At 61.0% G+C, this 20,210-nt stretch carries 19 protein-coding genes; 10 read left to right on the top strand and 9 right to left on the bottom strand.

Features of this window, described 5'->3' with window-relative positions:
- The first annotated feature begins 9 nt into the window (after positions 1–9).
- The 7 genes from DTP52_RS18515 to DTP52_RS18480 all read left to right on the top strand — a co-directional run bounded on the left by DTP52_RS18515 (position 10) and on the right by DTP52_RS18480 (position 8,114).
- On the top strand, positions 10–1,014 hold the full coding sequence (locus tag DTP52_RS18515) for a polysaccharide deacetylase family protein (RefSeq protein WP_109754642.1): 1,005 nt from the start codon (positions 10–12) through the stop codon (positions 1,012–1,014).
- On the top strand, positions 1,011–2,315 hold the full coding sequence (locus DTP52_RS18510; protein ID WP_109754641.1) for an oligosaccharide flippase family protein: 1,305 nt from the start codon (positions 1,011–1,013) through the stop codon (positions 2,313–2,315). The genes DTP52_RS18515 and DTP52_RS18510 overlap by 4 nt, the downstream gene beginning before the upstream one ends.
- A 242-nt stretch (positions 2,316–2,557) precedes the next feature.
- Entirely contained in the window at positions 2,558–4,453 is a 1,896-nt protein-coding gene (locus DTP52_RS18500) for a hypothetical protein (RefSeq protein WP_109754640.1), read from the top strand.
- Complete coding sequence (locus DTP52_RS18495; RefSeq protein WP_109754639.1) at positions 4,450–5,139, top strand: N-acetyltransferase; 690 nt, start codon at positions 4,450–4,452, stop codon at positions 5,137–5,139. Before DTP52_RS18500 ends, DTP52_RS18495 begins: the two co-directional genes overlap by 4 nt.
- A gap of 5 nt (positions 5,140–5,144) precedes the next feature.
- The gene (locus DTP52_RS18490; protein WP_109754638.1) at positions 5,145–6,320 is read left to right on the top strand and encodes a GNAT family N-acetyltransferase; all 1,176 of its coding nucleotides are present in this window, start codon (positions 5,145–5,147) and stop codon (positions 6,318–6,320) included.
- Positions 6,292–7,086: a carbohydrate deacetylase gene (locus DTP52_RS18485; RefSeq protein WP_109754637.1), complete on the top strand. Its 795-nt coding sequence runs from the start codon at positions 6,292–6,294 to the stop codon at positions 7,084–7,086. The genes DTP52_RS18490 and DTP52_RS18485 overlap by 29 nt, the downstream gene beginning before the upstream one ends.
- An 89-nt stretch (positions 7,087–7,175) precedes the next feature.
- Positions 7,176–8,114, top strand: coding sequence for an alpha/beta hydrolase (locus DTP52_RS18480; RefSeq protein ID WP_109754636.1), 939 nt, complete (start codon positions 7,176–7,178; stop codon positions 8,112–8,114).
- 253 nt (positions 8,115–8,367) lie between these two features.
- Here DTP52_RS18480 and DTP52_RS18475 read toward each other — a convergent pair whose 3' ends face one another.
- From DTP52_RS18475 to DTP52_RS18450, 6 genes are read right to left on the bottom strand one after another with little or no spacing between them, the layout of a single operon-like run.
- A complete protein-coding gene (locus DTP52_RS18475; protein WP_109754635.1) occupies positions 8,368–10,110 on the bottom strand; it encodes an ABC transporter substrate-binding protein in 1,743 nt (580 codons plus the stop codon).
- Between the two features lie 48 nt (positions 10,111–10,158).
- On the bottom strand, positions 10,159–10,431 hold the full coding sequence (locus DTP52_RS18470) for a DUF2160 domain-containing protein (RefSeq protein ID WP_057451631.1): 273 nt from the start codon (positions 10,429–10,431) through the stop codon (positions 10,159–10,161).
- A gap of 10 nt (positions 10,432–10,441) precedes the next feature.
- On the bottom strand, positions 10,442–11,242 hold the full coding sequence (locus DTP52_RS18465) for a carbohydrate ABC transporter permease (RefSeq protein WP_109754634.1): 801 nt from the start codon (positions 11,240–11,242) through the stop codon (positions 10,442–10,444).
- 10 nt (positions 11,243–11,252) lie between these two features.
- Positions 11,253–12,119, bottom strand: a complete 867-nt coding sequence (locus DTP52_RS18460; protein ID WP_030142069.1) for a carbohydrate ABC transporter permease — start codon at positions 12,117–12,119, stop codon at positions 11,253–11,255.
- Positions 12,116–13,225 (bottom strand): ABC transporter ATP-binding protein, encoded by a 1,110-nt coding sequence (locus DTP52_RS18455; RefSeq protein WP_109754633.1) that lies wholly within the window; start codon positions 13,223–13,225, stop codon positions 12,116–12,118. Before DTP52_RS18455 ends, DTP52_RS18460 begins: the two co-directional genes overlap by 4 nt.
- Complete coding sequence (locus tag DTP52_RS18450; protein ID WP_053123386.1) at positions 13,225–14,319, bottom strand: ABC transporter ATP-binding protein; 1,095 nt, start codon at positions 14,317–14,319, stop codon at positions 13,225–13,227. Before DTP52_RS18450 ends, DTP52_RS18455 begins: the two co-directional genes overlap by 1 nt.
- A 395-nt stretch (positions 14,320–14,714) precedes the next feature.
- Here DTP52_RS18450 and DTP52_RS18445 point away from each other — a divergent pair, with 395 nt between their 5' ends.
- The gene (locus DTP52_RS18445; protein WP_109754632.1) at positions 14,715–16,559 is read left to right on the top strand and encodes a sigma-54-dependent Fis family transcriptional regulator; all 1,845 of its coding nucleotides are present in this window, start codon (positions 14,715–14,717) and stop codon (positions 16,557–16,559) included.
- Positions 16,560–16,758: 199 nt separating this feature from the next.
- On the opposite strand, the gene DTP52_RS18435 is transcribed toward DTP52_RS18445, so the two are convergent.
- The gene (locus DTP52_RS18435) at positions 16,759–17,262 is read right to left on the bottom strand and encodes an anti-virulence regulator CigR family protein (RefSeq protein WP_109754631.1); all 504 of its coding nucleotides are present in this window, start codon (positions 17,260–17,262) and stop codon (positions 16,759–16,761) included.
- A 127-nt stretch (positions 17,263–17,389) separates the two neighbouring features.
- Between DTP52_RS18435 and DTP52_RS18430 the strand changes: the two genes are divergently transcribed.
- Entirely contained in the window at positions 17,390–18,601 is a 1,212-nt protein-coding gene (locus tag DTP52_RS18430; protein ID WP_109754630.1) for an MFS transporter, read from the top strand.
- A gap of 232 nt (positions 18,602–18,833) precedes the next feature.
- Positions 18,834–19,040 carry a hypothetical protein gene (locus DTP52_RS18425; RefSeq protein ID WP_018610898.1) on the top strand — a complete coding sequence of 69 codons (207 nt, stop codon included), beginning with the start codon at positions 18,834–18,836 and terminating at the stop codon, positions 19,038–19,040.
- A gap of 53 nt (positions 19,041–19,093) precedes the next feature.
- On the opposite strand, the gene DTP52_RS18420 is transcribed toward DTP52_RS18425, so the two are convergent.
- Positions 19,094–19,402, bottom strand: coding sequence for an AzlD family protein (locus DTP52_RS18420; RefSeq protein ID WP_003203770.1), 309 nt, complete (start codon positions 19,400–19,402; stop codon positions 19,094–19,096).
- Complete coding sequence (locus tag DTP52_RS18415; protein WP_109754629.1) at positions 19,399–20,109, bottom strand: AzlC family ABC transporter permease; 711 nt, start codon at positions 20,107–20,109, stop codon at positions 19,399–19,401. The genes DTP52_RS18420 and DTP52_RS18415 overlap by 4 nt, the downstream gene beginning before the upstream one ends.
- Between the last annotated feature and the right edge of the window lie 101 nt (positions 20,110–20,210).

Raw genomic sequence — 20,210 nt, 5'->3', positions numbered from 1 at the left:
GAAGGGCCGATGTCGATCAAACACGTTTTCAAACGCACCGGCGGCTGGCTGTACCTGAATACGTCCCTGGGCCGCCACCCGCTGCGTGGCGCCGGCGTGATCCTGATGCTGCATCGTGTGTTGAACAACGATCGCGCCGCCGAGCTGCCCCATCGCAACGAGCTGTGCGTGGGGCCCGAAGCGTTTGAACATCTGCTGATCTGGCTACTGCGGCATTTCGAGTGTGTGCCGTTGATGAGCTTGCTGCTGGCCGACCCTGAGAGCGTCCCGAACCGCCCACGGGTGGCCCTGACCTTCGACGACGGCTGGCGCGACAACGCCATGAATGCCTTCCCGTTGCTGCGTCAATATCAGGTGCCGGCGAGCATTTTCCTCTCCACCGACTTCATCGGCAGCCGCCAGCACTTCTGGTGGGAAAGCATCGGCGAGACCCTGTGGGGCAGCCATGGCCAGGTGGCGCGGCATTCGTTGATCGAGCACTTGCAACACGTCGGTCGACCGTTGCCGGTGCTGCTCGATGACATTGACGACGAGCGCCGCAGCCTGGCACTGCTGCACTACCTGCAAAGCCTCAAGAGCCTGGATCCACGTACATTGAACGACCTCACCGAAACCTGCCCGCACGGTTCCCAACCCCAAGCGCTGGACTGGTCCCAGGTGCGCATGCTCGAGGATTCCGGCCTGGTCCGCTTCGGCCCCCATGGCGCCAGCCACGCGATCCTGACCGGGCTGGACGACCAGCGCCTGCATGAAGAACTGTCCCGCAGTTGGACGGCCCTGGAAAATGGCTGCGCCCAACCCTTGCCGGTGTATTGCTACCCCAACGGGGACAATGACGCCCGTGTGCGCGAGCAGGTGGCGGCCCACGGTTTTCCGTTCGCGCTGGGCACCGAGGCCGGACTGTATCGCCATGACGGCGACCCGCTGAACCTGCCACGTTTCGGCGTCAGCCAACGCAACGCCTGTCACCCCGAGTTATTGGCCTGGCGTATTCGCCGAGGAGTCCGCTCATGAACCGTGCACGTTACCTCAGGCTCTTGGTGATGAGCATGGGCACGAGCCTGGCGATGATCGGCCTGCGCCTGTTGCGCAACGTGTTGCTGGCACGGATCCTGGGGCCCAGCGAACGCGGGCTGTTGGCGCTGCTCAGCACCCTGCCGGACTTGATCAGTGCCACCACCAGCGGGGGCCTGAATTCCGCCGTGGGTTATCAGGCGGCGCAGCATCGCTCGATGAGCCTGTTGCTCAGCCATGTGCTGGTCTTCGGTTGTCTGCTGGCGGGGTTGCTGACGCTGCTGGTGGTGGCGCTGGTGCGTGAGTTCGGCGCCGAACTGGACGTCACCACGCAACTGGGACTGCTGGCCTGGCTGCTGTTGCTGGCCGTGCCGCTGGCGGCGCTCAAGACCGGCCTGCTGACGCTGCACAACGCCTCCGGCGGCGTCGGCGTGTTCAACGCCTTGCGGCTGATGGAATCTTTGGTCCCGCTGTTGCTGTTCGTGGCGCTGTTCTGGATGTGGAAAGACACGGCGCTGGAAGCGGCGCTGATCAGTTGGCTGGCGGGCCTGAGCCTGGTGGTGCTGGTGGGTTGGATGTGGTTGCGTCGCGATCACGCGGTCACCCTGCGCTGGGATCGCGCCGGCCAGACCGAACTGTTGCGTTACGGTGTCCGCAGTCATCCGGACCTTTTGTTCCAGCAACTGATGACGCGTTCGGATTACCTGTTCATCGGCGCGCTGTTGGGCAGCACGGCGCTAGGGCACTACGCCATGGCCAGCGCGGCGGCCGAACTGCTGCATATCGTGCCGGAAGCGGTCACCACGCCACTGATGAAACGCCTGCTGCAGCAGGACAGCGACATGAAGCGCCTGACCCCGCTGGCCTTGCGCCTGACAGCCACGGCCATGCTGGGCGCCTGCCTGGGGATGGTCCTGGTCGGCGAATGGCTGATCGTCACCCTGTTCGGCATCGCCTATCAGCCGGCGTACCCGGCCCTGCTGGCGCTGCTGCCAGGGGTGTTCGGGTTGTGCTATGCGAGCATCCTGCGCCTGGACCTGCTGGGCAAGAACCGCCCCGGCACCGTTTCGCTGCTGATGGGCGGGGGGGCGCTGTTGAACCTGGCGTTGAACCTGATTTTGATCCCGCGCTACGGCATCGTCGGCGCTGCCGCCGCGTCCTCGACCGCCTACCTGGGTGTCACCCTGGCAATGCTTGTCATGTATTGCCGCCTCAGCGGCGTGGCGCTGTGGCAGACGCTGATCATCCTGCCCAGCGATTTGCTGCCAATGCGTCAGATGCTACTGGGGAAATCCGCGTGAATACCGTTGTCAGCAAAACCGCCATCGCGAGCAGGCTCGCTCCCACAGGGTCCGGTGCCGGACAGAATACCTGTGTCCACCACCCCCCCCTTGTGGGAGCGAGCCTGCTCGCGAAAGCGGTGGGTCGGTTAGCGGCGATGTTGAGGCTGAAGGCCTCTTCGCGAGCAGGCTCGCTCCCACAGTGGAAGATCGGCGCGTGCCTATGTCTTCTCGCGCTGGCAACTTCGGTCCACGGCGCGTCCATGCAATGGACCGGCATCCGTGACGGCAGCCTGTACCTGCAAACCGACCGCCAGGACGCTGTCACCGTGCGCTGGGTGCCCGCCTGGCAAGCCGAAGCCAATACCGAACACCTGTATCTGCTCGACGGCCAGGGACGATTGGCGGGTGAGCGCCTGATCAAGGCCGACCAGGTGCGTGGAGAGCAACAATGGCCCCTGCTGCCCGGCACCGCCAGTTATCGACTGGAAATTCCCGGCTACAGTTTCCGGCGCTATAGCGTTGAGCACGATGTGCGCACCCGCGCCCTGTTTGCCCCGGCCAAGGTGCATTTCAGTGCTGAAACCCACGATGGCGATGAGCTGTATTTCAAAGTGGCAGCCGGCGAACAGGCGGTGCTGGCAGGCAAGTTCCACGGCGGCGTACGTGCGCTGCAAGCCCGGCGGGTCGCGGACGGCAAGCAGCTGCAACTCAATCTCAAGCCACAGCGGGCCTATTGGCAATTCGATCAGGTGGCCCTCCCGGTGGCGGACGTGGACCAAATCTGGCGCCTGCATCTGCAAGGCAACGGCAAGGCCGCGTTCTGGTTGGACGGTACCGCCAACCTGTTCGCCCAAGACCCGGCGCACCTGCAACCGGTGCGCCAGGATCCGGGGCAGACCCACCTGACGTTGTACAACGAGGCGCTCGGCACGACCCCCAGGCTGGGCATATACCTGCCCTATGAGTTACTGCCGCCATCCAGCTACCCTGTGCTCGATGCGCTCAAACCCCAGGCGGCAACCCTCTACAGCTTCGTCGACGTCATGGCGGCCAAGGTCAATCATGAAGATGCCTTCCGACGCTTGTACCGGGGCCGCTTCGGTATCAGCCAAGACATCACCCTGCTGGCCGCCAGCCAGCGCCGGGCGGATCTGCAGGCCGACCGGACCAGTCTCGGCGGTTTGCAAGCCTGGCTCATGTCGACCCGGGCGTCGGGCGACAACGGCATCCATTACCTCAGTTTTGCCGATGAGCCAAACCTGAACTACCCAGACTTCGCCAGTTTCCAGCAACTGTTCCAGAGCATGGCTGCCCAGGTCCGCGCCGATCCTGCCAACGCACGCGCCGGTGTCCGCATCGCCATACCGGCCAGCTCGCGGTTCACCAACGGCCCCTTCGCCGAAAATGCGGCTGACAGGCGCGGGATCGACTGGGCACGGCGCCTGCTCGCGACGTCCGACGACCAGATCGACGCCCTGGCCTGGCACGAATGGATGATCCGCGACCTGCTGGCGACCCGGGTCTACCGCGACAGTGTCCGTCAGGCCGCCAACCTGGTGGGACTGGACAACCAGGGCCGGCCCCGCAAGGCTTTGCTGTTGGACCAGACCAACATATCCAGCGGCTCGAGCCTGAGCCCTTACGACCAGGAAACCCACTATGCCGCTTTGTGGTGGACCTCGGTGGCGATCAACGCCTCCGCGGATGGTTGGCTCGATATGCTCAACTGGTTCATGCTCGCCGACGAACCCGAATACCCCAAAGGCATGGTGCGGGTGCTGGACGCTCAGCGCTTCGAGCTCAAGCCCGTGGGCCTGGCCCAGCAGTTCATTCAACAGCACTGGCTCAACCAGGTGCTGCGCCTGGACAACGACGCTTTTGAAGTCGACGTACTGGCCATGGCCACCGGCAAGCAACGCAAACTGCTGGGCGTGAACAAAAGCACACGAGCCCATCAGGTCAGCCTCGACGGCGCGACCTGCCCTCAACCTGGCATGACCCTGCTGTATTTCGGCCCGGACAACCGCAGCCACAGCGTTGCGTTTGATTGCAAGGCCGGCCAGATCGGATTTCTCCTACCAGGGGAAACCGTGTTCGCCCTCAGTTGGACAGCCCCCGTTCTCCCCAACCCTGCCACCCGTCAGGAGGCACCATGAACGCTCTGCAAACATTGCGTGATCGCATTCAGGAAAAAGGTCTGCGCGCCGTTCTAAAGCAGCTATGCAGACACTACGTATTTTCCCACACCCGACTGGTGTGGCTGGAGCACGATATACGGACTCCGCTCCCCCCACACAACCTCAAGCCCTACCCACCGATGCGCCTGGAGTTCATCACCGTCGCCAATGCCGATGCTTTTGCCCGGCACTTCGGCGACCGCGTCAAAACCATGCGCGAGCTGGCGGCCGAAGGCTACACAGGCTTGATGTATCTGGATGATCAGGGCGACACCGTGGGGTTCGCCTGGGCCAGCACACGGGACTATTTCGACCGCCATTTCTATCACTGCAACTTTCCGATCAAGCCTGGCGAGTACTTTCAGTTCGGTGGCGAGGCGATCCGTGAATACTGGGGTTCCAGAATATCGGCGGACATGCAGTTGGAGGTATGGAAAGTCATGGCGGACCATGGTTGCAACACCATGGTCGATGTTTGCGATTTGCAAAACATCCAGGCGATCAAGATGCATATTCGCATGGGCTTCGAGGAGCGCGGGCAGATCACCCACCTGTACCACTTGCTCGGTCGCTGGCGGTTTCTGCGAAATACGTCTTACACCGGCACGGTACTGGACGCTTTTCGTAAACAGGCCCGGCCGGCGGCCTCGACTTCGGCGGCCTGATCCCCATGACGATCCGGTTCCAATGGTGTCGCTCCCTGGGCGCGGCGGACTTTCCTGTATCAGCTTATGAACAGCTGCGAACCCAGGTGGCCGACGCAACACCGTTCAACACCCTGGCCTGGCTGCAAGCGGCGGAATTAGCCCTGTTGCCCGAGCAGCAATTGCATGTGCTGCTGGGCTGGCAGGACCAGAGTTTGTGCCTTTGCCTGCCCCTGATATCAGGACTTGAACGCATCGGCGGGCTGCGGTTCCGGGTGTTGCGTCACTTGGGTTTTCCAATGACCGACCGCATCGCCCTGATGGCGCGCCTGGACGCCGAAGACATGGTCCAGGCGCTGATGCAGATCCGTCAGCACTTGCCTCACGCGTTGCTGCAATTGAATGAAGTGATCGAGCCGGTCTGTGAGCAAAGCGCCCTCAGCGCCTGGATGGCGCTGAGCTCAACCGGGGAACGGCGGCTCAGTTGCCGGGTTCCGGTGCACTTGATTGACAACAGTGACCGCCAAGAAATATCCGGCGATCCACGCTACAAATTGCGCCGGGCGCGCAAGCGGATTGCCGCTTGCGGTGCCGAAATCCGTCGAGTGACGCCGGACGCCATCGGCATGGGGCAGCTGTTGCGGGCCCTTGCCGATGTCGAGGCGGTCAGTTGGAAAGGTGAGGAAGGCGTCGGCATCTTCGCCGACCCCAGGCGCCGGCAATGGATGAATCACGCCTTCACCGCCCTCGCCGCCCAAGGCCTGGTGCGGGTGGTGCTGCTGGAGCTGAACGGCGAATGCATCAGCTATCGCCTCGGCCTGCTGGACCAGGGGCGGCTGTACGACTACAACCTGGCGTTCCTGCCGCAGCACGCCGATCTGGGCAGCGGTCGGGTATTGCTCGAAGAGTGGATTCGCTGGGGGCTGGACGACAACTGGCACTGGATCGATGCATCGCGGGTCAGCCTGGAGAACTCCAACCATCAGTTACACGAACGCATGACCGGCCAACTGGAACACTGGCGCTGGAGTTTTTATTCATGGCAGCCCGGTGGCTTGCTCCTGGGATTTGCCTTGCGACTATGGAAAAGCTTGAAGCCATGGTTTGGCAAACGCCGAAGCAAACCAACCGCGACGACGGCATCGTCCTCCCCCAAGAACCAGGAGAACACGAATGCCTCGTCAAGTGATCGTCAACGCTGACGATTTCGGACTCAGCCTCAGCGAAAACGCGCTGATCCTGCAAGCCTTCGAGAGCGGCGTGATCAGCTCGGCCACGGCCATGGCCAACATGCCAGGGTTCGAGCAAGCGTGTGAACTGGCCCGGCAACCGCTGCTCGACGGCCACATCGGCCTGCATTTCAATCTCAGCTACGGCCCGCCGCTGGGCCAGGCGATCATATCGCGACCGCTCTTTTGCGATGCCTATGGGCAGTTCGACCTGAACCTGTCGCGTTATTGCCTGCGCCTGGGTTCAAAGGACCTGGCGGCAGTGGAGGATGAACTGCAGGCGCAATGGCAACATTGCCTGGACCACGGCCTGCGTCCCAGCCACCTTGACTCCCACCAACATGTGCACAACATCTGGCCCATCGGCGAACTGGTGGCCCGCTTCGCCGCCAGGCAAGGCGTGCCCATGCGCCTGGCGCGCAACCTGGGAGCGAACTTGACCATGCCCAAGCGCATCTTCAAGACCCTGCTCAACCGGCGCATGCGCAGCTTGTGCGGTGCGACGGCGGACTACGTCTGCACCCCAGCCGACCTGAACCACGCCGCGCCACCGAAACATGGCTCACTTGAGGTCATCGTGCATCCGCTGCAATTGGACGGGGATTTTGGCGATGCCAGCCTGATACCGGGAGACTCGTTGACCCAGATACTGCACAAGCGCCTGGCGGGCGTGCCCAAGGTCGCCTACGGCCAGACCGCGCGGGTGTTGACGCTGATTGAATATGGGGATGTGCAATGACAGGGACGCCGCGTCCGACAGAAATCCCTGCGCCACTTCCGGAGAATCTGCTACAAGGCATATTCCGTTTGCAGTAGCGAATTGCACCGATGTCTTCACTCTTACTTTCTCGCCTGAAACGACGCTGGTTGGCCTGGCTGTGCATGAGCGCATTGGTGATCGGCCTGCCGGTGGGCTGTGCAGTGTTGCAGCATAAGGAACGCGAGCTGGTCTTTCGTATCGAGCCGGGAACAGCGAGCTGGTTCAGTGGGCTCCCCAGCAGCGTGCAGGAATTCGATCTCAAGCCCAAGAGCTTCAAGGCCGGGGAAAATATCCACGGCTGGTGGTGGCCGGCCGAACGCAAGAACGCGCCGGCCATCCTGTACTTGCATGGCGTGCGTTGGAATCTGACCGGCCAGTTGTTTCGTATCCAGCAACTGAGGGCACTGGGCTATTCGGTGCTGGCGATCGATTACCGTGGTTTTGGCAAAAGCCATGGGGATCTGCCGTCGGAAGCCAGCGTCTATGAAGATGCACGCATCGCCTGGGAACGTCTCAAGGTACTGCAACCGGACCCGGCCCTGCGGCTGATCTATGGTCATTCCCTGGGTGGGGCCGTCGCGGTAGACCTTGCTGCGCAGCTGGGCCAGGAGGCGGCGAAGAATGGCGGTGCCCAGGTCCGAGGCCTGGTCATCGAATCCACTTTCACTTCCTTGGGCGATGTTGCAACCGCCATGGCGAACACGTCCCTGCCGGTGCGCTGGCTGCTGTCGCAGAAGTTCGACTCCATCGACAAAATCGGCGAGATCAACATGCCGCTGCTGATTGTCCATGGTGCCGCCGACCGCTACGTACCGCCCCGGTTCAGCGAGCAGCTGTTCAACGCCGCCCGGGAGCCCAAGCGTCTGTTGCTGGTGCCCGGCGCGACGCACAACAACAGCATGAGTCTGGCGGGGAAAAGCTACCGGCAGGCATTGGATGCCCTGATGAAAAGCTCACCCGCGCCCGTGGCTGGAAACGCCCTGGCCAGCCCGGCCAAGGCGGGCTGATCACTCTCCCTTCAGATCACCACCCCCCTTGTGGGAGCGGGCTTGCTCGCGAAAGCGTCAGCCCAGTCAACATCGCTGCAACTGACCCGCCGCTATCGCGAGCAGGCTCGCTCCCACAGGGGTTGGCGGTGTGCATGGAGCTTTGGTCACCCCAAGACAGACCATGTGGGAGCGAGCCTGCTCACGATAGCAGTGCAAGCGCACGCAAAAAAAACGGCACCTTTCGGTGCCGTTCGTTTTCAAGCGTGGGGCTTTACTTGCGTGCCGCCTCCCATGATTTCAACAGCTCGGTGTAGCTCACCGTTTCACCTTTAGGCTTCTCGTTCGCCAGTTTCGGCTTCGGTGCGCCCGGTTGGTCGAACCAGTATTGCGCGTCGCGCTCGGGGTTCATTTTCGGGGCGCAGGTGGCTTGGGCCTTGGAGCGTTCCAGGCGCGTCATGATCGCGTCCTGGTCCTTGGCCAAACCGTCGAGGGCCTGTTGCGGGGTCTTCTCGCCGCTTGCTGCTTCGGCGATGTGGCTCCACCACAGTTGCGCCAGGCGTGGATAGTCCGGCACGTTGGTCCCGGTCGGGGTCCATTGCACACGGGCCGGGCTGCGGTAGAACTCCACCAGGCCACCGAGTTTCGGCGCCAGGTCGGTCAAGGCCTGAGAGTTGATGTCCGACTCACGAATCGGTGTCAGACCGACGATGGTCTTTTTCAGCGACACGGTCTTGGACGTCACGAACTGCGCGTAGAGCCAGGCGGCGAGTTTCTGTTTCTCCGGCGTGGACTTCATGAATGTCCAGGAACCCACGTCCTGATACCCCAGCTTCATGCCCTCTTCCCAGTACGGACCACGCGGCGACGGCGCCATGCGCCATTTCGGCGTGCCATCGGCGTTCATCACCGGCAGGCCCGGCTTGGTCATGTCGGCGGTGAAAGCGGTATACCAGAAGATCTGCTGGGCAATGTTGCCCTGGGACGGTACCGGGCCGGATTCGGAGAAGGTCATGCCCGCCGCTTCCGGTGGTGCGTACTTCTTCATCCAATCCACGTATTTGGTGGTGGCGAACACCGCCGCCGGTCCGTTGGTATCGCCGCCGCGGGTCACACTGGAACCGACCGGATGGCAGTCTTCGACACGAATGCCCCACTCATCCACCGGCAAACCGTTGGGCAGGCCCTTGTCGCCACCGCCGGCCATGGAGAACCAGGCATCGGTGAAGCGCCAGCCCAGGGACGGGTCTTTCTTGCCGTAGTCCATGTGGCCGTAGACACGCTTGCCGTCAATTTCCTTGACGTCTTCGGAGAAGAACTTGGCGATGTCCTCATAGGCCGACCAGTTCACCGGTACGCCCAGCTCGTAGCCGTATTTCTCCTTGAACTTGGCCTTCAGCTCGGGGCGCTCGAACCAGTCGGCGCGGAACCAATACAAGTTGGCGAATTGCTGGTCGGGCAGTTGATAGATCTTGCCGTCCGGCGCGGTGGTGAAGGAAATGCCGATGAAGTCCTTGATGTCCAGGGTCGGCGAGGTGAAATCCTTGCCTTCGTTGGCCATCAGGTCAGTGATCGATTCAGTCTTGCCGTAGCGGAAGTGCGTGCCGATCAAGTCCGAGTCGTTGACCCAGCCGTCATAGATATTCTTGTCCGATTGCATCTGGGTCTGCAGCTTCTCCACCACGTCGCCTTCCTGGAGCAGGTCGTGGGTCAGCTGGATCCCGGTGATTTCGCTGAAGGCCTTGGCCAGCACCTTGGATTCATATTCGTGGGTGGCGATGGTTTCCGACACCACGTTGATTTTCATCCCGCGAAACGGCTGGGCGGCCTTGATGAACCACTTGAGTTCTTCGAGCTGCTGCTCGGCGGTCAGGGTCGACGGCTTGAATTCACTGCCGATCCATTTTTTAGCGGCGTCTTCATAGGCGTCGGCCCAGGCCGCAGCACTCAGCCCGCTGAGTGCCAGCATGGCTGCCAATGAAACGCTATGTCGCAGCTTATTGTTTTTATTGAACATAGAGACCTCCTGTTTGGGTTTGAGAGCCTGATCGGCGAACCTTCGCGACTAGCCCCACCGCATCACTGCCAACAGCCACACCAGAGACAACGCGAACGCTATCCAGATGCTCCAGTCGGTGGCGCCGATCACCAGCATATGCAGGTAGGCGCTACCGAGAAGACCGATAAACAACCGATCGCCCCGGGTGGTGGCAATCGGCAGGAAACCGCGCCGAGGGATACTCGGCGAACGCAGTTCCCACGTAGTCATGCCTGCCAGCAGCAAGGCGATGACCCCAAAGAATGCCGCCGTGGGGGCGGTCCAGTTCATCCATTCCATCATCGACTCCTCAGACCCGGCCCAGGGCGAAGCCCTTGGCCACGTGGTTGCGAACGAACCAGATCACCAGCATGCCCGGCAGGATGGTCAACACCCCCGCCGCCGCCAGCACACCCCAATCGATCCCGGAGGCCGACACGGTGCGGGTCATCACCGCGGCGATCGGCTTGGCATTGACCGAGGTAAGCGTGCGCGCCAGCAGCAGTTCGACCCAGGAAAACATGAAGCAGAAGAATGCCGTGACACCGATGCCGGAGCCGATCAACGGGATGAAAATCTTGGCGAAGAACTTGGGGAAACTGTAGCCGTCAATGTAGGCGGTCTCGTCAATTTCTTTTGGCACCCCGGACATGAAGCCTTCGAGGATCCACACCGCCAGCGGCACGTTGAACAGGCAATGGGCCAAGGCCACGGCGATATGGGTATCGAACAGGCCGATGGACGAATACAGCTGGAAGAACGGCAACAGGAACACCGCCGGTGGTGCCATGCGGTTGGTCAGCAGCCAGAAGAACAGATGCTTGTCCCCGAGGAAGCGGTAGCGGGAAAACGCATAGGCCGCCGGCAGCGCGACGGTCAGGGAAATCACCGTGTTCAGGCTGACGTAGTACAGCGAGTTGAGGTAACCGGTGTACCAGCTCGGGTCGGTGAAGATCACCTTGTAGTTGTGGAACGTGAAATCCTGGGGCCACAGGGTCAGGCTGCCGAGGATCTCGGTGTTGCTCTTGAACGACATGTTCAGCAGCCAGTAGATGGGCACCAGCAGGAACAGGATGTAGATCAAAAGCGGAATCAGCTTTCTCTTGCTCATCGTGCGGGCCTCAACGGTTGGCGTCGGAGTGCGTCATGGCGGTATAGAACAACCACGACACCAACAGAATGATCAGGAAGTACACCAGGGAAAACGCCGCCGCCGGCCCCAGGTCGAATTGACCGATAGCCATCTGCGTCAGGGTCTGGCTGAGGAACGTGGTGGCGTTACCCGGCCCGCCGCCGGTGAGTACGAACGGCTCGGTGTAGATCATGAAGCTGTCCATGAAACGCAGCATCACGGCGATCAGCAGCACACTCTTCATCTTCGGCAACTGGATGTGGCGGAACACGGCCCAGTTCGATGCGCGGTCGATCCGCGCGGCCTGGTAGTACACGTCGGGAATCGCCCGCAGCCCCGAATAGCACAGCAGCGCGACCAACGAAGTCCAGTGCCAGACGTCCATCACCAATACCGTGACCCAGGCGTCCATGGTGTTGGCCGCATAGTTGTAGTTGATGCCCAGGCCGTTGAGGGTCGAACCCAGCAAGCCGATGTCGGCGCGGCCGAAAATCTGCCAGATGGTGCCCACCACGTTCCAGGGAATCAGCAGCGGGATCGCCAGGATGATCAACACCAGTGACGACCATTTGCCCTTGGTCGGCATGGTCAGGGCGATGGCGATGCCCAGGGGGATTTCGATCAGCAACACGCACGCCGAATAGATGAACTGACGCAGCAATGAATCGTGCAGCCGTGGATCGAGCAGCACCTGCTTGTACCAGTCGGCGCCGACGAAGTAGCGGCTGGACTGGTCGAAGATGTCCTGCACCGAATAGTTGACCACGGTCATCATCGGGATCACGGCGCTGAAGGCCACCAGCAGGAACACCGGCAACACCAGCCACCAGGCCTTGTTGTTCTGCACCTTGTTCATGGCTGCACCTCGCTCAGTGGTTCCAGCAGGTATTCATCGGCATAGACCATCAACCATTGCGCCGGAAAACTGATGTACGCCGTGCCTTCCGGCACCGGCTTGTCTTCGGCCAGGCGTACTTTCAACGGCGCGCCATCAAGGTTGAGGGTCAGGATCTTGTAGGTGCCCAGGTCTTCGACGTGGACCACGTCGGCCCGCATCGCGTCGTCGTATGGGCCGTCCCAGACATGCACGAATTCCGGACGAATACCGACCTTCAGGGTTTTGCCCTGGGCCTGGGCAACGCGTTGTTGCAGGGTTTCGGACAGGGGCAAGTGGGTCGAGCCGAAGCCGACGCCGCCGGGCTGCGCCGTGACTTCGATCAGGTTCATCCCCGGGCTGCCGATGAAGTAGCCGACAAAGGTGTGGCTCGGGCGCTCGAACAAGTCCCGGGGCGTGCCGAACTGCACGATCTGGCCGCCATACATCACAGCGATCTTGTCGGCGAAAGTCGAGGCTTCCAACTGGTCGTGGGTGACGTAGACCATGGTGATGTTGAACTGCTCGTGGATCTGCTTGAGCTTGCGCCGCAGCTTCCATTTCAGGTGCGGGTCGATCACCGTCAGTGGCTCGTCGAACAGGATCGCCGACACATCGTCGCGCACCAGCCCGCGGCCCATGGAGACTTTCTGTTTTTCGTCGGCGGTCAGGTTGCGGGCCTTTTTGTCCAGCAGGTTCTGCAGGTCCAGGACCTCGGCGATTTCCTGCACCTTGGTGTGGATCCTGGCTTCGGCCATGCCCTGGTTACGCAGCGGGAACGCCAGGTTGTCGAACACGGTCATGGTGTCGTACACCACCGGGAACTGAAACACCTGGGCGATGTTGCGCCGCTCCGGAGTCAGGTCGTTGACGACCTTGCTGTCGAACATCACCTGGCCTTCGGAGGGGCTGAGCAGTCCGGAGATGATATTGAGCAAGGTGGATTTGCCGCAGCCCGAGGGCCCGAGCAGCGCATAGGCGCCGCCCTGCTCCCAGATGTGGTTCATCTCGCGGATCGCGTAGTCCTCAGGGCCCGCCGGGGTGCTGGTGTAGCTGTGGGCGAGGTTCTGCAAACGAATTTCAGCCATCAGGCAACCCTCGCAATACGCAGGCCCGGGGCCTGGACCAGCTTGCCTTGGGCATCGAAGACAAACAGTTTATGGGTCGGAATGTAGATGCGGATCGGCGCATCCACGTCGTACTCATGTACCCCTGGCAAGTGCAGCACCAGCAGGAAATGTTCGTTGCGCACATGCAGGAACGTCTCCGAGCCGCTGATCTCGGCCACTTCGACGGTCACCGCCAGTTCGAGGTCGTCGTCGTTGCTCGGCACCAGGGAGATATGGCTGGGGCGCACGCCGAAGCGGAACTCGCCCTCGCCCACCGGGCGCAGGTCGACGTTCAGCGGGAAGTGCACGAAATTGGCGAAGCTCACTTCATTGCCGGCGATGCGTCCGGGCATGAGGTTGATGGGCGGTTCGGAAAACAGCTCGGCGGCCAGCACGGTCTGCGGCTGGTGATACACCGAGGACGATTTGCCGCTCTGGATGACCCGGCCTTCATGCAGGATGGTGGTGGTGCCGCCCAAGGCCAATGCTTCATTGGGCTCGGTGGTGGCGTAGACCGCGATGGTGTGGCGGGCCTGGAACAGTTCGCGCATTTCCTGGCGCAGTTCTTCACGCAGCTTGTAGTCCAGGTTCACCAGCGGCTCGTCGAACAGGATCAGCTCGGCGTCCTTGACCAGCGCCCGGGCCATGGCGGTGCGCTGCTGCTGGCCGCCGGACAACTCCAGCGGATGACGCTTGAGGAATTTCTCGATCCGCAGCATTTTTGCGGTTTCCAGGACCTTGCCCTGGATAACCTCCTCGGACACCCCGGCCTGGCGCAACGGCGAAGCGATGTTTTCGAAAACGGTCATGGTCGGGTAGTTGATGAACTGCTGGTAAACCATCGACACGTTGCGCAGCCGCACCGGGCGGTTGGTGACGTCGACGCCGTTCATCAGGATGCGGCCGCTGTCGGGCTTGTCCAGACCGGCCATCAGGCGCATGAGACTGGTCTTGCCGGACAGCGTGCGGCCCAGCAGGACGTTGAAGGATCCGGGTTCGAAACTCAGATTGGCATCGTCGATCCAGGTCTGGCCTTCGACGGTGCGACAGATGTGCTCAAGCTTTAATGACATGGCTCGGCCTTTTTATTATTTGGAGTCAAGCGACCCGAGCTAGAAAGCGAAAGCCGTGCCAGAAATTACAAGCCTTTGATCAGATTGGCATTTCCCTTGATCTGTAGGAAAAAGGCGTTCATTGATGAACACAAATGAACAATCATGAGTGAACAACTGAACAACGCCCGGGTTGACAATGAACAATTTTGAACAACACTGAATAACACCTGTGGGAGCGAGCCTGCTCGCGATAGCGGTGGATCAACTGCATTGATGTGACTGACCCACCGCTATCGCGAGCAAGCTCGCTCCTACAAGGGGCTGTGTATGAAGTGATATTCAGGCTGCCCCTGCACAAGGAGTCTGTGCGAGACTTGCCACAACAATAAAAACAGCACCTGCGAGAGTGCCCCATGGCCGCACCTGCTCCAGCCTTGTCCCACGAGGCCATCATCCAGGCATCCTGGTCCCGTTGCCGCGCCTTCGGCCTGAACCATCAAAGCGTGCCGGCCTTCGACCAATTGCCCGCCCAAGGCATCGCCCAGTTGCTGGAGAGCCAGCATTCGCTGGTGCAGACCACCCACCAGGAAGTCTTGCCGTATTACGAAAACATCCTGAGCAACTCCAACTGCCTGATCATGCTGGCCGACAACCAGGGCCAAGTGCTGACCTCCTGGGGCACCCAGCGTTTCATCGAGCCGAAACTGGCCCATGGCTTCAGCGCCGGGGCGAGCTGGATGGAGCGCTGCACCGGCACCAATGCCATCGGTACCGCGCTGGCCTGCGAACAGGCGGTGCACATCGAACACGATGAACACTTCCTCAAGGCCAACCGCTTCATGACCGGCTCCGCCGCGCCGATCTTCGATGCCGAGCGCAAGGTCATCGCCGTGCTGGACGTATCCAGCGACAGCTACCTGCCGCCGTCCCACACCCTGGGCATGGTCAAGATGATGAGCCAGACCGTGGAGAACCGGCTGATCCTCAACCTGTTTCGCGGTGAACACTTCCAACTGACCTTCAACACCGGCTTGAACAACCTCGACAGCCAATGGGCCGGGCTGCTGATCTTCGATGAGAGCGGCCAGGTACTGTCCGCCAACCGCCGGGCCGACAACCTGCTGGGCTTGAGCCTGTCGCGGGTCAGCATCGAAAGCCTGTTCAAGGTCTCGTTACTGGAACTGCTGAACCAACCCGACGGCCTGCCGTTCGCCCTGCAAGCATCCGGCAGCAATCGCTTCCAGTGCTTGCTCAGGCGCCCGAGCCAAGTGTCGATCAAGGCCCGGGTTTTCACCGAAGCAGCGCCTGCACCAACGCCCGTCAGCAACGCTATCAGCCTCAACACCCTGCACTTCGGCGACAGCCGCGTGGAAAAAGCCGTGCGCCAGGCCGAGCGCCTGCTGGAGAAGGACATTCCGCTGCTGATCCATGGCGAGACCGGCGTCGGCAAGGAAGTCTTCGTCAAAGCCCTGCACCAGGCCAGTTCCCGCTGCAAGCAGCCATTCATTGCCGTCAACTGCGCGGCGATCCCCGCTGAGCTGGTGGAGTCGGAACTGTTCGGTTATGAAAAAGGCGCGTTCACTGGCGCCAACCAGAAAGGCAGCATCGGCCTGATCCGCAAGGCCGACCGGGGCACGCTGTTCCTCGACGAGATCGGCGACATGCCCCTGCCAACCCAGGCCCGGCTGCTGCGGGTCTTGCAGGAGCGTTGCGTGCAACCGGTGGGTAGCGCCGAGCTGTTCCCGGTGGACATCCGCATCATCTCCGCCACCAACCGCTCACTGCGTGAACAGGTACAACTGGGGCGGTTTCGCGAAGACCTGTACTATCGCATCGGCGGCCTGACCCTGGAACTGCCACCGCTGCGCGAACGCAGTGACAAGCAGGCGCTATTCAAGCGCCTCTGGGAACACCACCGCGAACCGACCCAATGGGCCGGTTTGAGCCGCGAAGTATTGGATCTGTTCGAACGCCATCCATGGCCGGGCAACCTGCGCCAGGTCAGCAGCGTGCTACAAGTGGCCCTGGCGATGGCCGAGGAACAGCCGATCCGCCCGGAGCACCTGCCCGACGATTTCTTTGTCGACCTTGAAATGGAACCGGTGGAAACGCCTGAGCCGCTGACGGTGGACCTTAACGATGCCGAGGACCTGAACCGCCAGTTGCAGGCGGTGGGCGGGAATATCTCGCACTTGGCGCGACGGCTGGGGGTCAGCCGCAATACCTTGTACAAACGCCTGCGGCAACTGGAAAACTGATACGAAACCTGTGGTGAATGCGATACCTGAGACAACTCGGAAAAACTGTGGGAGCGGGCTTGCTCGCGAAGGCGGTGTGTCATTCAACATTGATGTTGACTGACCCGACGCTTTCGCGAGCAAGCCCGCTCCCACAAGTTCCGTTTCTCAACTGACTGGCATTATTCCGAAGAGGCTGCCATTTCGTTGAAACACCGGGTCAATCAAACGCACCGTTGAGCACTTCATAGATGATGCCAGTGGCGATCGCTACCAGGATCAGGTCAGTGCCGACCTGTTGCCACTCATAACCGTCATAGTGCGGCAACCGCCCCAGCAGTCGACCGTCGAGTTTCTTGGCGATACCGGGTGGCAACGGCTTGCCCCGGGCAAGATTTTTCTGGATGCCCGGCGGCAATGCCGGGCCAGGGCTCCAGTAATCGCGATAGCCGCCAATCACACCCAGGATGCCGCCGCGATCGATGCTCGGGCCGTTATGCCAATCGCCGCCGCCACCACCCTGGTTGCCCTTATTGCCCTTGTTGCCAGAATTTCCTTGACCGCCCTTATTGCCCTGCCCGCCTTTGCCTCCCTGGCCGTGACCGGGGCCTTGATCGAATTGAGCGCTTCCCTTGCCGTTGCCCGGGTCTGCGACAACAATGCCAGGGCCCGCTGCCAGGGCGAAACAAGTAACTGCAGCAATCAACGAGCGCGATTTGAACATGGCAGTTCTCTCGAAAAAGGGATGTCCCCTGTAAAGATATAGAGACTAACGGTGATATTAGTTCCATATCACGCTACCGTCGTCGCCAGGACAGAATGACGCGTTCAACCCGCAATCAAGGAGCTCCATGCGCAAGGATTACCTGGCTTTTTTCGCCTCGATGTTCCTCTCCCGGCTGGCCGATCAGATTTTGCTGTTCATCGTCCCGCTGATTGTTTTCCAGACCACCAACAGCGTCTCCTGGGCGGGCCTGGCTTTCTTCGTCGAATCCTTGCCACGCTACCTGTCGTTCCCGATCTGCGGCGCGCTGTGCGACAAGTTTCCGCCAATTCGCATCCTGCACATCAGCCAGGTTTATCGCGCCGTAGCTTGCGGGGTGGCGGTCGCGCTCTATGGCGTCTTCGGCGGTATCTATTGGATCGTCGCCCTTTCGGCCCTGTGTGGCGTACTGACCACTCAAGGCATCATGGCCCGCGAAGTGGTGATGCCTTACATCTTCAAGCACTACACCTACACCAAGACCCTGTCCTACTCGCAAATCGCCGATCAGACCGGCTTGGTACTGGGCCCGCTGGTCGCTGCGCTGCTGCTTGAGGTGTGGGCGTGGCACTGGGTGGTACTGGCGATTGCCGGGCTGTTCCTGCTGGCGGACCTGGCCATGCTGTACTGGCAGCGCACCAGTTCGGTCATCCTGGAAACCTTCGAGCAGCATCACGACCTCTGGCTGAACCCGCTGCGCATCGCCTTCGGCCATATCCGTCGCCTGGCGGAGCTGAAAAAAATCATCGGCCTGGCGGTGGGCGTCAACCTGATCATCGGCGTCACCCTCGCCACCTCGGCTGCCATGGTCATCGGCCATTACGGCGCCGGCAAGGATGACTATGCAGGTTTACAGGCAGCCGGTGCCGTGACCACCATCCTCATCCTGTTCCTCCTGGCCCGGCTGACCTTGCCCTTGAAACTACTGGGCGCCCTCTCCTACACGCTGATTGCCGTCGGCGCCTTCATCACCGCGCTCAGCCCGAACACAGGGGGCTACGTCGTCGGTTTCTTGCTGATTGTCGGTTTCGACAAAATGTTCAACGTCTACTTCCGCACCCTGCGCCAGCAAGTCATTCCGCCCCAGGACTTCGGCAAGACCGTCGGCGTCATCACGCTGCTCAACAACCTGTCGCAACCGCTCGCGGGGCTGTTGGTCGCGGTGCTCGCGGCGCCGGTTGGAACGCAACAGGTGATTCTGCTGTTGGCGGTTGCCTGCAGCCTGATCGGAGCCGGGGTGGTTGTGGTGCACAGGTATTCGACACACCGGTCAAGCGTCTACAGCGCCGAGACCGACTGACCCTTCCGGAGAGCGGTTTGTATTATCAGTGACTTATTGTTGAGGCATGGTTGCAACGTTGTTGGCGTCAATGCACGTCTGCCCCGCCATTCGTCACCTGTCGAGTGTCGGGGCCAACAAGCGGCCACGTCTGGCTCAGGGTTTGCACTGGCCTGTCTCAGCAGCCAAGAACGACGTAATTCTGACGCGGCGGCAAATTAATCAATGCTTGGTCAGCAAACGGAGATGTACCGTGTCAACTCTCAACGAAATCGCAGCGAACCACGCGAGAATGGCAAAGTTAAAGGAAGAAGAGTCGATGCGGCTGAGTGCGCTTCAGGGTCAGGTAGTGGGGAGTTTTGAAATTCCGCCCATCGAGGCGCCACAGGAGATGTCGCTGCACTTTATGGCGGGGGTACAGGATCACTCGTTTGGGGAAGCGGCGGCGCTGAGTTTTTGACCTGGGTGTTGATGGGGTTTCGTCGCTCGCTTGTTCGCGGGCGACTCGACCTTTCAGAACTGCCTGGCTAAAGCCGCTGCAAGTATGCCGGCCGCAATTGCCGGCAACGGTTTCTTCAGTGTCAACATGACGATTGCCGTGGTCAGCAAAGCCAGGCGTGCGCCGTTATCACCTTTAACCGCCAGCGGAGCCAACACCGCCACCAACACCGAACCGGACATGGCCGTGATGAACTGCTGCACCCGATAGTTGATCGGCACGAACGACATCACGAAAACACCGCCCCAGCGAGTCGCCAATGTCACCGCGGCCATTATCAATATGACAACCAAGGTGCCATAACCCGCCGTTTCAATACTCATTGTTTTTTCTCCATCCACAGCGCGCCCAGAATGCCCCCCGCCAAAGCGCCGACCACGACATGACTGTTCGCCGGCAAGTACCAGTAAGCCAACAGCGATGAACAGGCCGCCACGGTCCAGATGATGAACATGCGCAGGTTTTTCTTCCCGCCCACGACCATCGCCAACAAGAAACAGCCCATCACCATATCGAGCCCGAAACTGACCGGGTTCTCAATGGCGCTGCCAAAATGAAGCCCCAGCCAACTGCCCAGGATCCACGCGACCCAGAGTGCAATGCCGCCGCCGAATAAAAGCCCGAGCCCCGGCTTGCCACGACTGAGCGCCTGCATCGCCATAGCCCAGTTGGCGTCCGAAACAACCAGCATGACACCGTAGCGTTTGGCGACGGGCAGCTCCCGCAGCCACGGGTAAAGCGTCGCGCCCATCAACAAGTGCCGGGCGTTGATGGCGAAGACGGTGATCATCAGCGGAACGACCGGCACTTGCTGTCCCCACAGATCCAGTGCGGCAAATTGAGAAGCGCCGGCAAAAACCAGCGTGCTCATGAGCACCGCTGACGTATCACTCAAGCCCGTTTGCGCAGCCGCCAGGCCGAAAGCAACGCCGAACACGACGACGAAAAGAGAGATGGGGATCAGTTGTTTGAAACCGTCGTAGATGTGATTTAACGTCAGCGCGTGCAGGTGGGGTTCAACATTGGACAAAACAGGGCCTCTTCTGAATATCTGAGGTGCAAAAACCGAGAGTATGGGGCTGAATCTGCTTGCCGGACACTTTTTGGCGGGGCAATGGGCAACTCAACCGG

The sequence above is a fragment of the Pseudomonas sp. 43mfcvi1.1 genome, assembly GCF_900115935.1.
Taxonomy (GTDB): domain Bacteria; phylum Pseudomonadota; class Gammaproteobacteria; order Pseudomonadales; family Pseudomonadaceae; genus Aquipseudomonas; species Aquipseudomonas bijieensis.
Note: the sequence above shows the minus strand (reverse complement) of the source record. Positions and strands in the feature narration are given on the sequence as shown.